This is a genomic window from Crossiella sp. S99.2, from assembly GCF_023094165.1.
In the GTDB taxonomy this organism is placed as follows: Bacteria; Actinomycetota; Actinomycetes; order Mycobacteriales; family Pseudonocardiaceae; genus Crossiella.
In genome coordinates this window covers 106,503-120,349 of the sequence record NZ_JALMDK010000002.1, presented here as the reverse complement: position 1 = coordinate 120,349, position 13,847 = coordinate 106,503, and the positions used below count along the sequence as shown (strand labels likewise).

The window sequence follows — 13,847 nt, the reverse complement described above, 5'->3', positions numbered from 1 at the left end:
GCTTCGGCGGATCCGGCCTCTAGCCGGTCGCTCACCCACTACGGAGTGCCCGTTCTCCGGCGACATCACGCCCTTGTGAGCCGACTCACCCGTCCCGGTGGTCCCGGAAGAACTCCGCGAGCAGCGCCGCGGACTCCGCGGCCAGCACGTCGCCGCGCACCTCGGGGCGGTGGTTGAGCCTACGGTCGCGCAGCACGTCCCACAGCGAACCGGCCGCGCCGGTCTTGGGTTCCCAGGCGCCGAAAACCACCCTGGCTACCCTGGCCAGCACGATCGCGCCGGCGCACATCGTGCACGGCTCCAGGGTCACCACCAGGGTGCAGCCGTCCAGGCGCCAGCCGTCGCCGTTGGCCTTGGCCGCGGCCCGCAGGGCCAGGATCTCGGCGTGTGCGGTGGGGTCGGCGGCCGCTTCCCTGGCGTTGTGCGCGCGGGCCAGTTCCCGGCCGTCCGGGGCCAGCACCACCGCGCCGATCGGCACGTCCCCCATGGCCAGCGCGCCGCGTGCGGCATCGAGCGCGGTGCGCATGGCCGCGAGATCCGCCGCCGAGGGCGGTGCGGTCACTGCTGCAGCCGCTCGGTGACCTTGCTCAGCTCCTCGGCGAACCCGCAGCGCTGGGCGATCATCATGAGCTGCTCGTCCGGGTACAGGTCGATGTCGTCCACGATGAGCTGCAGCTCGGGTTCGGGCAGGCCGAGGTCGGCCAGCACGGTGAAGTCACCGGCGGGCCAGATGTCCTCGTCGTCGGGGTCCGGCGGCTCGATCCGGAGCTGGTCCAGCACGTCGGCGGCCACGTCGTAGTCCAGTCCGGCGCCCGCGTCCGAGAGCAGCAGCGCCACCCCGGTGGGGGCGGGCCGGATGAGCACGAAGAACTCGTCGTCGACGGCGAGCATGCCGAACACCGCACCCGTAGACCTTGCCCTGCGCAGTTCGGTGATCGCCGCGTCCAGGTCGGCCAGCGCCGAACTGTCCATCGGCGCACACCGCCAACGGCCTTCCTCACGAACCACCGCAACCGCGAAGCCGATGACCGGCTCCTGCACCGACATGGGGCACACGTTATGCGCATAACGCTTAACCCGAAAGCACTATCCCGCGTACGCGGCGTGGCGTGCCAAATGAAGGTGTCCCCGGGTCCGGCCCACAGGCGACACTGTCCCCATGAGCGCTCCCGTGCACCCCTCCGACGCCCGGCTGGCCGGCGTCCTGGACCAGGCTCGTGATCTCCAGCCGCGAACGGTCGCGCTGCGCCGCCGGATCCACCGTCACCCCGAGCAGGGACTGCGGCTGCCGACCACCCAGGCCGCGGTGCTCGCCGAACTGGCCGACCTGCCGCTGAGCACGCACACCGGCGAGTCCACCACCTCGGTCGTGGGTGTGCTGGAGGGCGGCAGGCCGGGCCGGACGGTGCTGCTGCGCGCGGACATGGACGCGCTGCCACTGACTGAGGACACCGGTCTGGAGTTCGCCTCGGCCACCCCCGGCACCATGCACGCCTGCGGGCACGACACGCACGTGGCGATGCTCGCCTCGGCCGCCCGGCTGCTCAGCCAGCGGCGCGCGGACCTGGCCGGGAAGGTGGTGTTCATGTTCCAGCCCGGCGAGGAGGGACACCACGGGGCCAAGTACATGCTGGACGAGGGGCTGCTGGACATCACGGGCGCGCGGCCGGAGCGGGCGCTGGCCATCCACATCACCTCGACCCTGGCCAGCGGCATGTTCCAGTCCCGGCCGGGGCCGATCATGGCCTCCTCGGACATCCTGAACGTCACCGTCACCGGCCGCGGCGGACACGCCTCGGCCCCACACGACGCGCTGGATCCGGTGCCCGCCGCCGCGGCCATGGTCGGCGCGCTGCAAACCATGATCACCCGCCGGATCAGCGTGTTCGACCCGGCCGTGGTCACCATCGCGCACATCAAGGCGGGCACCACCAGCAACATCATCCCCGAGGTGGCACACCTGCAGGGCACCATCCGGGCGCTCTCGGAGAGCACCCGGGTGCTGGTGCACGAGGAGGCCCGCCGGGTGTGCGAGCACGTGGCCGCCGCGCACGGCTGCTCCGCCGAGGTCGAGGTGATCCTGGGCTACGGGGTCACGGTCAACGACGAGGTGGTCGGCCCCGGCGTGGTCGACCTGGCCGCCGCGGTGCTCGGCCCGGCGCACGCCGCACCCATGCAGGACCCGCTGATGGGCGCCGAGGACTGGTCCTATGTGCTGCAGGAGGTGCCGGGCGCGATGGCCTTCCTTGGCGCCTGCCCGCCGGGCACCCCGGTCCACGAGGCCGCGGCCAACCACTCCAACCGGGTGATCTTCGACGAGGCCGCGATGGCGCACGGGGTGGCCATGTACGCCGGTTTCGCGCTGGACGCGCTGCGGTGAGCTTCGCGAAGGCCGAACCCGAGGAGCTGGCCCGGCGGGAGTTCCTGGCGGTCTGCGTCCGGGACGAACTGGCCGCGGCCGGACTGCCGGTGGTGCCCAAGACCCTGGCCAGTGATCTGCACCCGGGCGCGGAGGTCAGCGTGGACCCCGGGCAGGACTCGGCGGGCGGGGTGCACGTGGAGTGGACGGCCAGTCCACGGCTGTGCCACGTCAGCCGCCGGGCGATGACCAGCGGGCAGACGGACCATCCGGTGATCGGCCACTCGTTCCGGATCGGCGTGGTGATGGCCGAGGCGATGACCGCCGTCCTGCGCAGCGCCGGGTACACCGTGCAGCCGAGCCGGGACGAGTACCGGATCAGCGGTATCCAGGTCACCGCTGGTCCGCCGCTGGGCAGCGAACCGGTGTGGGCGTTGACCGACGAAGAACTCCGGATAACCGCTTCTCCCGCGAACCAGGCAGACAACGCCGGGAACACGGGGTAGCAAACCCTGCGGGGTGAGGGCAGCGGAAGGATGGATGAATGCATTCGGTGTGTGTGCTCGGGCTCGGGCTGATCGGCGGCTCGGTGCTACGGGCAGTCCGGTCGGCCGGGTATCCGGCGTGGGGCGCGACCAAGTCCGAGGGAGATCGAGACGCGGCGCTGGCCGACGGCTATGACGTCGAGGCGAGCGTGGAGGACGCGCTGCGCCGAGCCTCGGACGAGGACGCGCTGATCGTCCTGGCCGTGCCGCTGACCGCGCTGGAGGAGGTGCTCCGGCAGATCCGCGCGCTGGCCCCGTCCTGCTCGCTGACCGACGTGGTCAGCGTGAAGGGCCCGGTGGCCGAGGCGGTGGGCCGCATCCTGCCCGCGGTCCGCTACGTGGGCGGCCACCCGATGGCAGGCTCCACCGAGTCCGGCTGGGCCGCGGGTTCGGCCGAGCTGTTCCGCGGCGCGCCCTGGGTGGTCACCGCCGAGGAGGAGACCGACCTGACCCGCTGGGCCCAGGTCGCCCGGCTGGCCATCGCCTGCGGCGCGCACGTCATCCCGGCCACCCCGGAACAGCACGACGCCACGGTCGCCCGCATCTCCCACCTGCCACACCTGTTCGCCGCGGTGCTGGCCGCGGTCGGCGCCGAGGGCGGCCCACTGGCCTGGTCGCTGGCCGCTGGCTCCTTCGCCGACGGCACCCGGGTCGCGGGCACCCGGCCGGAACTGGTCCGGGCCATGTGCGAGGGCAACCGGGCAGCCCTGCTGGAGGCACTGGACGAGGCCCTGGGCCGGCTGGGCGCGGCCCGCGGCTCACTGGCCTCCACCGGCGGCCTGGCGGTCACCGTGGACGCCGGGCACGAGGCCCGCCGCGGCTTCACCGCGACCCCGCAGGCAGGCCCGGCCGAGGTCCGGATCGACCTGAAGGACCCCAACGCCCTGGACGAACTGCTCGACCTGGGCACACTGGGTGGCCGGATCACCTCGATCGAGGACGATCTGGCCGTCGGCGAAGAGCGCGTCTAGTACTCCGCCTAGTACTCCAGCGGCAGCTGTACGCCGGGGTTTCGCCCGCCTAACGTGGGCGGATGGAACCTCGGCTGCGGCTGGCGGTGGTGTTGGGCGCCGCGGTGCTGCTGGTCGGGACGGTGGTGGTGCTGCGCGGGTCCGGCGAGGAGCAGCCCGCGCTGCCCGAGTTGCCGCCGTACCGGACCATGACCGAGTTCCGGGCCGATGGCGTGTTGCTGCCGGTGCCCGGCGCCAAGCCCGCCGCGCCCACCGGGCTGGAGGTCCGGCCGGGGTCGCGGCGGTTGGTGCTGAGCTGGTTGGGCGAGGCCGCCGGGTACGAGGTGACCTGGGGCGATGATCGGCGGACCCGGCTGGTGGCCGAGCGCAGCGCGCAACTGGACGGGCTCACCGACGGGCTGGCCTATCCGGTCGAGGTGCGGGCGGTGGACGCGTTCGGGCAGCGCTCCGATCCTCTCGGCGGGGCGGGCACGCCGCGCACGCCGGCCGAGGGCTGGAGTTTCGCGGATCTCTTCGATGGCACCGAGGACGAGGTGGGCTCGCGCTGGCAGCTGGTGCAGCGGCCGGGTTGTGCCTGGACCGGGGTGTCCGGTGGGCGGCTGGTGGTCAGCGCCAACTGCGGGGACCGGCCGACCGGGTTGCGGGCGCGCACGCCGTTGCGGTTGCGGGACAACGGCGGGCGGGTGGTGCTGGAGACCGACGCGCCGGAGCACCGGGACCGGCTGACCGTGGACTTCGTGCCGGGGCCGGTGGATGTCGTCGGCGATCGGCTGCTGCCGCCGGGGGCGATCCGGGTGGAGCTGGCCACCGAGGGCGTGCTGGTGCGGCATCCGGGTGGGGAGGCGCGGCTGCCCGGGGTGGCCGCGCCGCCGGTGGGGCGCTCGCAGCGGTGGGAGATCGTCTTCGCCGGTGGCGAGTTGCGGGTAGTGCGGGACGGGCAGGTGCTGGGTGCGACGCCGGTGGCGCGGACCTGGCGGCAGGCCACCGTGCTGTTCGGGTTCGGCGGGCGGGGCAGCGGGGTCACCGATGTGCTGCTGGACCTGGTCGCCTTCGACGGAGAGCCGGTCCAGACGCCGCCGTTGCGGGTGACGCCCAGGGTGCTGGTGGACCTCCCGCGCTCGGCTCAGCCCAAGGCGCCGGAGGACACCCGGCCGCTGCGCGGGACCGAGGGCGCGCTGTTGCGGATGGCGGTGCGCTCGCCGCTGGACGGGCCGGAGCCCAGGCTCACCGCGTTCGTCAACGGGACCGGGTACCCGGTGCGGCCGGTGTTCCCCGGCATGGGCCTGACCGCGGGCAGCTGGTTCCCCGTGGTCGCGGACCTACCCGCGGCCGCGCTCGCGGTGGACGCGCAGCGCTACCTGCTGGACGTGCAGCTCCGGCAGGAGGACGCGGTGGTCCAGCTGGACTACGGCCCGGCCTCGCTGGACCTGCGCCCGGCCGCGGGACAGGCCGCGGACGAGCCGCCGGCCAACCGGGCCGACCGCAAGTTGCCGCGGCCTGGACCGGCGCTGGCCGAGCCGGGTGCGACGCTGCTGGACGCGGCCGGGCGGCCGGTGCCCGGCGGGGAGCCGGTGGCCAAGGGGCGGGCGGTGATCGAGATCCGGCTGGACGGCCGGGCCGGGCAGCTCGCGGCGGGCGAACTGGCCGGACTGGCCGGGCTGGAGGTGCGGCTGGACGGGGACCGGCTGGCGGTGCTGCCCACCGCCAAGGACGGCCCCGGCGCGGCAGGCAGCTGGCGGATCGCGCTGAACCTGAGCAGCACCTCGGCCGGTCCGCACACCGTGGAGGTGCGCGCGGTGGGCACCAGCTGGGACACCCCGACCGCCTACGCCTTCCTGCCGATCATGGTTGCCCGCGAGTGAGGTCTGCTCGTCACTGATCTCACAGCGGCGACGCGCGAACCGGCCGCATGGTCCAGCATGGTCGGTATGCCCGCACTGATCCTGGATGCCGCTCGCACCCCGTTCGGCCGCTACCGCGGTGGCCTGTCCGAGGTCCGGGTGGACGACCTGGCGACGTTGCCGATCACCGAGCTGCTCCGGCGGCACGGACCCGACGGCAGCGGGCAGCTCGATCCGGCGCGCATCGACGACGTGATCTACGGCGACGCCAACGGCGCTGGCGAGGACAACCGCAACGTGGCCAGGATGGCCGCGCTGCTGGCCGGGCTGCCGGTGACCGTGCCGGGGGTGACCCTCAACCGGTTGTGCGCCTCAGGTGGCGAGACCTTCGTGCAGGCCAGGCGGGCCATTGTGGCCGGGGACGCGGATCTGGTGGTGGTCGGCGGGGTCGAGGGCATGAGCCGCGCCCCGTTTGTCATGCCCCGCCCGGACAAGGGCCTGCCGGACAAGATGGAGGTCGTCTCCACCGCGCTGGGCTGGCGGCTGGTCAACCCGCGGATGCGCCCGGAGTGGACGGTGCCGCTGGGCCTGGCCGCCGAGCAGGTGGCCACCGGGCTGAAGATCACCCGCGCGGAGATGGACCTGTTCGCGCTGCGCTCGCACCGGCGGGCCGCGGCGGCCTGGGACGCGGGCGTGCACGACGGGTTCGTCTTCCCGGTGCTGGCCCCCGACGGCCCGCGCTCCACCCAGATCGTGCGCCGGGACGAATCGGTCCGCTCGGACACCTCGGACAAGAAGCTGGCCCAGCTCAAATCGGCCTTCTCCGCCGACGGCCCGGTGACCGCCGGCAACTCCTCGCCGCTGAGCGACGGCGCGGTGGCCGCGCTGATCGGCACCGAGGCCGCCGCCACCGAACTGGGCGTGCAGCCGCTGGGCGAGATCGTGGCCAGCACGGTGGCCGCGGACGAGCCGCACCAGTTCACCCTGGCCCCGGTGCCCGCGATCCGCAGGCTGCTGCTGCGACTGGGCGTGCGCGCGGAGAACGTGGACTTGTGGGAGATCAACGAGGCATTCGCCGCGATGGCGCTGTCCGTGCTGCACCACCTGCCCGAGGTGGACCGGGACCGGGTCAACGTGCACGGCGGCGCGATCGCCTACGGCCACCCGCTGGGCGCCTCGATGCCCCGGGTGATCATCGACCTGTGCCGGCACCTGCGGCAGCGCGGCGGCGGTCTGGGGATCGCGGCGGCCTGCGTGGGTGTGGGCCAGGGGGTTGCGATCGCGGTCCGGGTCTAGGCGCGGACGGAGATCCCGGGGTAATCCAGCACCACGGCGTCCTCGCACACGGTGATGTCCGCGGTGAAGCCGGGCCAGGAGAAGTTGACCACCGACTCGCGCTCGCCGACGGTCACCGTGCGGTAGGTCTGGTGCACCACGCTCAGTTCCAGCTCGGGCAGGGACACCCAGAGCACCGGCATGGTGGCCTCACCGGACTCCTGGTGCAGCTGGTGGCGGCGGATCGGCAGGGTGTTGAACAGCACGCAGAACTGCACGTCGACCTCTGCCGCGCCCTGGAACTCGTCCCGCTGCGGGCCCTGGCCGCGGTCGTAGAGCCAGAAGCCGTCGTGCGAGCGGCTGAAGGAGATCTGCCGCTCGTGCTCGGCGGTAGTGCTGCGCACGAGTAACCGCTTCACCTCGCCCGCCTCGTTCACGCCGACCTCGTAGGAGGCGCTGAACGCCTCGGTCTCGGCGTTGGCGGCTACGACCAGGCGGCCGGTGCCGCGGAAGCGAAGGCCCTCGGCCAGCACCAATCGCGCGGACTCCAGGCTGGGCAGGTCATGACCCCGCCAGGTGACCATCTTCTGCCGCCGGGCGGTAGCTGTGGAGTTCACCTGTTCCTGCACCCGACCGAGCGTACTCGACCTTGAACGCCCCTCCTATGGTTAAGTAGTCGCTGCCGCCGCCTGGATACCGCTGGTAACCAGGAGGTCCCCGCCCATGACGCGAACACTTCGCGCCCTGTTGCCATTACCGCTGGTCGCAGCGGTGCTGGCGACCGCACCCGTGGCATCCGCCGCCCCGGAGACAGCACCGAGCAAGGCCGCGCCGCAGTTCAGCGTGATGACACCGGCGAGCACGGTGGCATCCCGGACCGACCGCCGCCCGATGGCGGGTGCGGTCTATGACAAGGTCAGCGACCAGACCATCGCCACCTGGTCCGGCCAGCACGCGCACAACTACGTGCAGGCCTATGACCACAAGAAGAAGACCTGGACCGCGCCCCGGCAAATCGCCGACGGCGAGTCCGATCCGCACAACTACCCGACCATCGTGCAGGCCGACGACGGGTACCTGCTGGTCTTCCAGGGCATGCACAACAAGTCCCTGCGAGTGACCCGCTCGCCCAAGCCGCGCTCAGTCGAGGGCGCCTGGACCCAGGCCACCATCGCCGAGGGCGCGGCGGCCAGCTACCCGATGCCGTTCAAGACCGCGAACGGCACGATCTACGTCTTCTTCCGCGAGACCTCGCAGGAACTGGACCCGAGCAAGCCGACCGACTTCCGCCCGATGCGCTACGTCGTCTCCACCGACAACGGCCGCAGCTGGCGCAATTCCGAGCAGCTCACCGGGCAGCGCTTCGCCATCGGCTCCACCGATCGCCCGGACAACATGGACGAGATCTACATCGGCCAGCTGCGCTACGAGCCCGCCTCGCTCACCAGCCGCGAGCGGGTGCATATCGTCTACACGCTGGCCGGCGGCGGTCCCGAGGGCAACAAGCACGACCGCTACCACCGCAACATCTACTACGCCTGGTTCGACCCGGCGAACCGGCACTTCTACTCCGCGGCCGGGCGTGATCTGGGCACCCAGATCGACGACGCGGACCAGGAGCAGCGGCTCAAGATCGTGGAGACGCCGGTCGCGCTGCCCGGCGGGATCAAGTCGCCGGACTACATCCAGCAGGTCGGCGTGGCCAACGGGAAACCGTTCACGCTGTGGTTCGAGACCGACAACGCAGGGCTGTGGCACAACAAGGCCGCGGTGTTCGAGCACGGGAAGTGGACGGTGACCGAGGTGGCCACCGGCTACCGCACCAGGGAGGTGGAACGCCTGGACGGCAACACCTGGCGGGTCTACGCCACCAAGGACGGCAAGCCGAACATCGAGACCTTCCTGCTGCGCGGCGGCAAGCAGTGGAGCCCGGAAACGGTGATCAGCACACCGAAGCCGGTGCAGCGGGTCGAGGTGGTGACCGGGTTCCGCGATCCGGCCCGGATCATCGCCACCGGCTCCTCCTCCGACCGCGATGTGAAGGTGGCCGACGGCGACATCTACGTGGCCGGCCTGCCCCAGGCGCGCTGCCACCTGGAGCTGCCCATCGTGGGCTGCCTGTTCTGATCCGCTTGCCCAGCAACAAAAAAGCTGCGCCGGGCTCCCCCGTTGGGAGCCCGGCGCAGCCGGTCTTGACTAGCTAGCCGTGCGGACTCAGGCGCGCTTGCGGCGACGCTGGAGCACCAGGGCGAGCGCACCGCCGCCGAGCAGCACCACGCCGACCAGCGACAGGGTGATCACCGAGGCGCCGGTGTTGGCCAGGCCGCCGGTGTTCTTCACCGGGGGAACCGGGCTGGTGGTGGTCGCCGGGACCTCGGTCTTGGAGGTCGTGGTCGGCGCCTGGGTGGTGGTGCTGGTGGTCGGCTTGGTGGTGACCGGAGCCGCCTTCCAGTCGACCTTGGCCTGTGCGGCCAGCTTGGCGTTGGTCGCCTGGGCCAGGATCAGGGTCTGCGAGGGCTTGCCGTCGTTGGCGACGAACAGCCGGCCCTTGTCGATCTTGGTGGTGGCTTCCAGCTTGAAGCCGGCCTTGCCTGCCGGGGCGTCCGCGGGGACGTCGACGAAGATCTCCTGGCCGTTGGTGGCCTCGGTAATCTCCTTGCCCGCCTTGTCGACCACCTTCACGCCCTTGGGCGCGTCCGCGGTGAGCTTGATCTTCTCCGCGGTGGACTTGACCATGAACGGACCGATCTTGCTGCCGGCGTTGCCCGCCAGCTGCTCGGGGGTCAGCTCCAGCGAGGGCGCGGGCTGGTTCTTCATGCCCACGTTCTTCTCGCCGGTCAGGTACTTGTAGACGGCCTTGACGTCCGGCGTGTTGTTGTCGTGCAGGCTGACCTTGTTGCTGAAGTGCCAGATCGCGGCCTGGGTGCCGGCGATGGCCTCGTTGTTGTCGAGGTCGGCGCCGACGGTCTTGCCCAGCTCGGCCACGTCGATGGTCGGGTAGGAGTGGTGCAGGATCCAGTTGACCTTGTCCGGGCTGGACTTGAAGTCGGACTGGTTGTCGTGACCCTTGCTGTCAGCACCCGGGTACTTGCTCCACGGGGACTCGATCATCTGCGCGTTGTCGCGCACGCCCACGGTCAGCTCGACGCAGTACGTCTTGAGCGCGGTGCCGTCGGGCAGGCGCAGGCCGATGAGCAGGGTCGGGACGGACTTGCCGTCGTTGAGGCGAACGTGGAAGTTCCCCTCGTTGGCGGTCTTGTCGACCTTGGCCTTGGTCTGGGCCATGGCGGGGGCGGCGGAAACCAGCGAAATCGCGGTCGCAGTGAGGAGCACCGCGCCTAGGCGCGCGGCGCGCAACCGGGATGCCATAACTCTCCTTCCCGCCGGAAGTGTGAGAACTCCCAGAACGGGCATGTGGGGATACGAGGTGTCAGCGCTGGTACTCACCCGGACGAGGCCGATTCAAGGGGCATGATCGGGGCGAGAACGCGACGGACAGTACCGCCGGGGTCCAATGGGCTGCCCCCAGGGGTGGGTACACAATCCCTTACCGAGAGCTATCGATCACTACGCCATTCGGCCTAATTCATTCGTCTTACCGATGGCGGTAGCACACCCTTTTGACCTCGCATTATGGGGTCGCGTTACTTCTGAACAGAAGAAAGTCGGCTACACTGCGAAACTAATCTGGCAGTCATGCGCGAAACCCCGCCGTGAGGGTAGTTGCCATTTCGGGATCTCCCCGATATCAATCCGTTAGCAAACTCGGCCGTAACCTACCGCGAATGCAGCGAAGCCCACACCGGCGAGCGGTGTGGGCTTCGACAGAGCTACGTGGTGGTACGCCTCAGACGGCGCGCACCTGCTCCGCCTGCGGGCCCTTGGGGCCCTGCGTGATCTCGAACTCGACCGGCTGGTTCTCCTCCAGGGTGCGGTAACCGTTGCCCTGGATAGCACTGAAGTGGACGAAGACGTCCGGACCGCCGTCAGTCTGGGCGATGAAGCCGAAGCCCTTCTCGCCGTTGAACCACTTCACAGTGCCCTTAGCCATCTAATCTCCCTGATTGCACTCTTCGCGACCTGCACCTCGCAGGCCGACAGCTGCCGCAGGCAGGCCGGTGCGATGAAGGGAGATGCCCTCCCGAACGCGCGAGCCCGCCGGTCAAAATTCCTGCGGGCGCTTCACAACGTTCGAGGAAAAGATGACTGCATCCAACTGATGGGACCCAGTCTAGCACAGAAAGCAAAGAACTGCCGACATGCGGCAGTTCTTTGGGTGGCGCGCTCGGCAGGATTCGAACCTGCAACCTCTTGATCCGTAGTCAAGTGCTCTATCCGTTGAGCTACGAGCGCATCATCTTCAGTTGTGGCCTGACCGAAGCCAAGCACTGCGGAGGCTCCGGGATTTGAACCCGGGAGGGGGTTGAAGCCCCCAACCGCATTAGCAGTGCGGCGCCATAGACCAGACTAGGCGAAGCCTCCCGGGGCCTTGTGGGGCCGCCGGATCAGTACTTTACACACCCCCGGAGGATCCGCCAAAACGGGGGGTCATCAGGGGCCGGAGCAGGGCGTTTACCGCCCTGCCCCGACTGTCCATCACGGTTTCCCATGATCGCGAACGACCCGTCCGTCCGGATCATCCCCTGCGTCCACTCAGTCCCACGTCCGGTGGACACGGGCAGACGGTTTCACCCGCCGCACAAGCTTGGCAACACTCGATCGGATGACACTTCGGTAATTCCCTTACCGAAAACGTCTCCGCACGTCACGGCCTGGTTCCGGCGGCCTTTGCGGCCAGCTCCTCGAACGGCCGCAGGGCCTCCGGATTGGTCAGCGCGTCCCGGCTGACCGCCCGCTCCGGCGGCATGCCCGCCAGGATCTTCTTCACCGGCACCTCGCACTTCTTCCCGTTGAGCGTGCGCGGCACGTCGGTGATGGCCAGGAACCGGTTCGGCACGTGCCTGGGTGAGAGCGCCCCGCGCAGTTCGGCGCGCAGCCGCGGCTCCACCTCGGCCAGCTCGATCCCCGGCGCCAGCACCAGGAAACAGAGCAGCTCACCGTCGGTCTGGCCGGCCCCCGAGGTGTCGATGACCAGCGAGTCCAGCACCTCCTCGAAGCCCTCCACCACCCGGTAGAACTCGCTGGTGCCCATCCGCACGCCACCGCGATTGAGAGTGGAATCACTCCGGCCGTAGATCACGCAGGACCCGCGCGGGGTGATCCGGATCCAGTCGCCGTGCCGCCAGATACCCGGGTAGGTCTCGAAATACGCCTCCCGCAACCGGCTGCCGTCGGGGTCCCGCCAGAAGAACACCGGCATGGACGGCATCGGCGCGGTGATCACCAGTTCGCCGACCTCGTCGGCCACCGGGTTGCCCGCCTCGTCGTAGGCGGCCACCGCCGCGCCGAGCAGCCGGCAGGAGATCTCGCCCAGCCACACCGGCACATCCGGGGCCGCGCCGACGAAGGCGGTGCACAGGTCGGTGCCGCCGGAGACGCTGGCGATCTGGATGTGCTCGCCCACGTGCTCGGCCAGCCAGCCGAAGCCCTCCGGGCTCAGCGGGGCGCCGGTGGAGCCGATCACCCGCAGCGCGGACAGGTCGTGCTGCTCGGCCGGGCGCAGGCCGCGCTTGAGGCAGGACTGCACGTACGGCGCGGAGGTGCCGAAGTAGGTGACCTTGAGCCGTTCCACCACCCGCCACAGCGCGCCGAGGTCGGGATAGCCGGGGCTGCCGTCGAAGAGCACCACGGTGCAGCCTGCCATCAGGCCGGAGACGAGGTAGTTCCACATCATCCAGCCGGTGGTGGTGAACCACAGGAACCGGTCGCCTGGGCCCAGATCCGCGTGCAGGGCAAGGGATTTGAGGTGTTCGAGCACGATGCCGCCGTGGCCGTGCACGATGCCCTTGGGCAGGCCGGTGGTGCCAGAGGAGTAGAGGATCCACAGCGGGTGGTCGAAGGGCACCGGGTCGAAGCCCGGCGGCGCGTCCTGGTGCCGGTCGAGTAGTTCGGTCCAGTCCTGGGTGCCCGGCTGGGTGGCGCCGTTGCCCAGGTAGTCCACCAGCACGGTGGCGCGCAGCCCGGGGATCTCCCCGCGCAGCCGCTCCACGGTGGGCCGGGTGTCGAAGGACCGGCCGTTGTAGACGTAGCCGTTGACCGCGATCAGCACGGTCGGCTCGATCTGGGTGAACCGGTCGGAGATGGCCCGCGCGCCGAAGTCCGGCGAGCAGGAGGACCACACCGCGCCGAGGCTGGCCGCGGCCAGGAAGGCGATCAGGGTGTCCGGCGAGTTGGGCACCAGCGCGGCCACCCGGTCGCCCTGGCGCACGCCCAGTTCACGCAGGCCGGCGCGGGCGGCGGCCACCTTGGCGCGCAGTTCGCCGTAGGTCAGCCGGGCGCTGAGGCCGTCCTCGCGGACGAACTCCACCGCCGGGTCCCCCTCGCCCTTGCCGGGGCCTGGGCGCAGCGCGTGCTCGGCGTAGTTGAGCGTGCTGCCGGGGAACCACTCGGCGCCCGGCATCGCCGTGGAGCCGAGCACCGCCCTCGGCCGCTCGTGGAAGGTCACGTCGAGGAAGTCCGCCAGTGCGCCCCAGAACGCGGGCAGATCGCTGGTGGACCACTGCCACAGTGCCGGGTAGTCGGCCAGGTCCAGTCCGTGCTGGGTGCGCAGCCAGCCGCGGAAGGCCGCCATCCGGCTGGCCCCGACCCGGCCTGGTTGGGGTTGCCACAGCAGTTCCGGCACTCCGGCGTCGTTGCCGGGCGTGGAGTCGGTCATGTCTGAGTTCCTAGCTGATCGCCGCCGATCAGGCCAGGTGTGGTGAGCAGCGTCCCAGAACGCCGAACGACCCCGCACCGC

At 70.7% G+C, this 13,847-nt stretch carries 12 protein-coding genes and 2 tRNA genes; 6 read left to right on the top strand and 8 right to left on the bottom strand.

Going from position 1 to position 13,847, the window contains the following annotated elements:
- Nucleotides 1-85 precede the first annotated feature (85 nt).
- Complete coding sequence (locus MZC64_RS06955; RefSeq protein ID WP_247761636.1) at nucleotides 86-526, bottom strand: nucleoside deaminase; 441 nt, start codon at nucleotides 524-526, stop codon at nucleotides 86-88.
- 32 nt (nucleotides 527-558) lie between these two features.
- Nucleotides 559-1,047 carry a tRNA adenosine deaminase-associated protein gene (locus tag MZC64_RS06950; protein WP_247761065.1) on the bottom strand — a complete coding sequence of 163 codons (489 nt, stop codon included), beginning with the start codon at nucleotides 1,045-1,047 and terminating at the stop codon, nucleotides 559-561.
- Between the two features lie 112 nt (nucleotides 1,048-1,159).
- Between MZC64_RS06950 and MZC64_RS06945 the strand changes: the two genes are divergently transcribed.
- The 5 genes from MZC64_RS06945 to MZC64_RS06925 all read left to right on the top strand — a co-directional run bounded on the left by MZC64_RS06945 (nucleotide 1,160) and on the right by MZC64_RS06925 (nucleotide 7,012).
- Nucleotides 1,160-2,380 (top strand): M20 family metallopeptidase, encoded by a 1,221-nt coding sequence (locus tag MZC64_RS06945; protein ID WP_247761064.1) that lies wholly within the window; start codon nucleotides 1,160-1,162, stop codon nucleotides 2,378-2,380.
- Nucleotides 2,377-2,865, top strand: coding sequence for a hypothetical protein (locus MZC64_RS06940; RefSeq protein WP_247761063.1), 489 nt, complete (start codon nucleotides 2,377-2,379; stop codon nucleotides 2,863-2,865). Before MZC64_RS06945 ends, MZC64_RS06940 begins: the two co-directional genes overlap by 4 nt.
- 38 nt (nucleotides 2,866-2,903) lie before the next feature.
- Nucleotides 2,904-3,875 carry a prephenate dehydrogenase gene (locus MZC64_RS06935; RefSeq protein WP_247761062.1) on the top strand — a complete coding sequence of 324 codons (972 nt, stop codon included), beginning with the start codon at nucleotides 2,904-2,906 and terminating at the stop codon, nucleotides 3,873-3,875.
- A gap of 62 nt (nucleotides 3,876-3,937) precedes the next feature.
- Nucleotides 3,938-5,737 carry a fibronectin type III domain-containing protein gene (locus MZC64_RS06930; RefSeq protein ID WP_247761061.1) on the top strand — a complete coding sequence of 600 codons (1,800 nt, stop codon included), beginning with the start codon at nucleotides 3,938-3,940 and terminating at the stop codon, nucleotides 5,735-5,737.
- A gap of 66 nt (nucleotides 5,738-5,803) precedes the next feature.
- A complete protein-coding gene (locus MZC64_RS06925) occupies nucleotides 5,804-7,012 on the top strand; it encodes a thiolase family protein (RefSeq protein ID WP_247761060.1) in 1,209 nt (402 codons plus the stop codon).
- On the opposite strand, the gene MZC64_RS06920 is transcribed toward MZC64_RS06925, so the two are convergent.
- A complete protein-coding gene (locus MZC64_RS06920) occupies nucleotides 7,009-7,620 on the bottom strand; it encodes a putative glycolipid-binding domain-containing protein (RefSeq protein ID WP_247761059.1) in 612 nt (203 codons plus the stop codon). The two genes, MZC64_RS06925 and MZC64_RS06920, sit on opposite strands and share 4 nt — an antisense overlap.
- Before the next feature lie 94 nt (nucleotides 7,621-7,714).
- Here MZC64_RS06920 and MZC64_RS06915 point away from each other — a divergent pair, with 94 nt between their 5' ends.
- Nucleotides 7,715-9,118, top strand: a complete 1,404-nt coding sequence (locus MZC64_RS06915) for a BNR-4 repeat-containing protein (protein ID WP_247761058.1) — start codon at nucleotides 7,715-7,717, stop codon at nucleotides 9,116-9,118.
- Between the two features lie 87 nt (nucleotides 9,119-9,205).
- Here the strand turns inward: MZC64_RS06915 and MZC64_RS06910 are convergent, their stop codons facing one another.
- The 5 genes from MZC64_RS06910 to MZC64_RS06890 all read right to left on the bottom strand — a co-directional run bounded on the left by MZC64_RS06910 (nucleotide 9,206) and on the right by MZC64_RS06890 (nucleotide 13,766).
- The gene (locus tag MZC64_RS06910) at nucleotides 9,206-10,360 is read right to left on the bottom strand and encodes a thioester domain-containing protein (protein WP_247761057.1); all 1,155 of its coding nucleotides are present in this window, start codon (nucleotides 10,358-10,360) and stop codon (nucleotides 9,206-9,208) included.
- 478 nt (nucleotides 10,361-10,838) lie between these two features.
- A complete protein-coding gene (locus MZC64_RS06905; RefSeq protein ID WP_247761056.1) occupies nucleotides 10,839-11,042 on the bottom strand; it encodes a cold-shock protein in 204 nt (67 codons plus the stop codon).
- Between the two features lie 226 nt (nucleotides 11,043-11,268).
- Nucleotides 11,269-11,344: transfer RNA gene (locus tag MZC64_RS06900), tRNA-Arg, on the bottom strand.
- Nucleotides 11,345-11,382: 38 nt separating this feature from the next.
- Nucleotides 11,383-11,473: transfer RNA gene (locus MZC64_RS06895), tRNA-Ser, on the bottom strand.
- A gap of 283 nt (nucleotides 11,474-11,756) precedes the next feature.
- On the bottom strand, nucleotides 11,757-13,766 hold the full coding sequence (locus MZC64_RS06890; protein WP_247761055.1) for an acetoacetate--CoA ligase: 2,010 nt from the start codon (nucleotides 13,764-13,766) through the stop codon (nucleotides 11,757-11,759).
- Nucleotides 13,767-13,847: the final 81 nt, after the last annotated feature.

Coding starts and splice junctions, on each gene's coding strand:
- MZC64_RS06955 (WP_247761636.1), bottom strand. CDS start 526: ATGCGCACCGCGCTCGATGCCGCACGCGGCGCGCTGGCCATGGGGGAC.
- MZC64_RS06950 (WP_247761065.1), bottom strand. CDS start 1,047: ATGTCGGTGCAGGAGCCGGTCATCGGCTTCGCGGTTGCGGTGGTTCGT.
- MZC64_RS06945 (WP_247761064.1), top strand. CDS start 1,160: ATGAGCGCTCCCGTGCACCCCTCCGACGCCCGGCTGGCCGGCGTCCTG.
- MZC64_RS06935 (WP_247761062.1), top strand. CDS start 2,904: ATGCATTCGGTGTGTGTGCTCGGGCTCGGGCTGATCGGCGGCTCGGTG.
- MZC64_RS06930 (WP_247761061.1), top strand. CDS start 3,938: ATGGAACCTCGGCTGCGGCTGGCGGTGGTGTTGGGCGCCGCGGTGCTG.
- MZC64_RS06925 (WP_247761060.1), top strand. CDS start 5,804: ATGCCCGCACTGATCCTGGATGCCGCTCGCACCCCGTTCGGCCGCTAC.
- MZC64_RS06915 (WP_247761058.1), top strand. CDS start 7,715: ATGACGCGAACACTTCGCGCCCTGTTGCCATTACCGCTGGTCGCAGCG.
- MZC64_RS06910 (WP_247761057.1), bottom strand. CDS start 10,360: ATGGCATCCCGGTTGCGCGCCGCGCGCCTAGGCGCGGTGCTCCTCACT.
- MZC64_RS06905 (WP_247761056.1), bottom strand. CDS start 11,042: ATGGCTAAGGGCACTGTGAAGTGGTTCAACGGCGAGAAGGGCTTCGGC.
- MZC64_RS06890 (WP_247761055.1), bottom strand. CDS start 13,766: ATGACCGACTCCACGCCCGGCAACGACGCCGGAGTGCCGGAACTGCTG.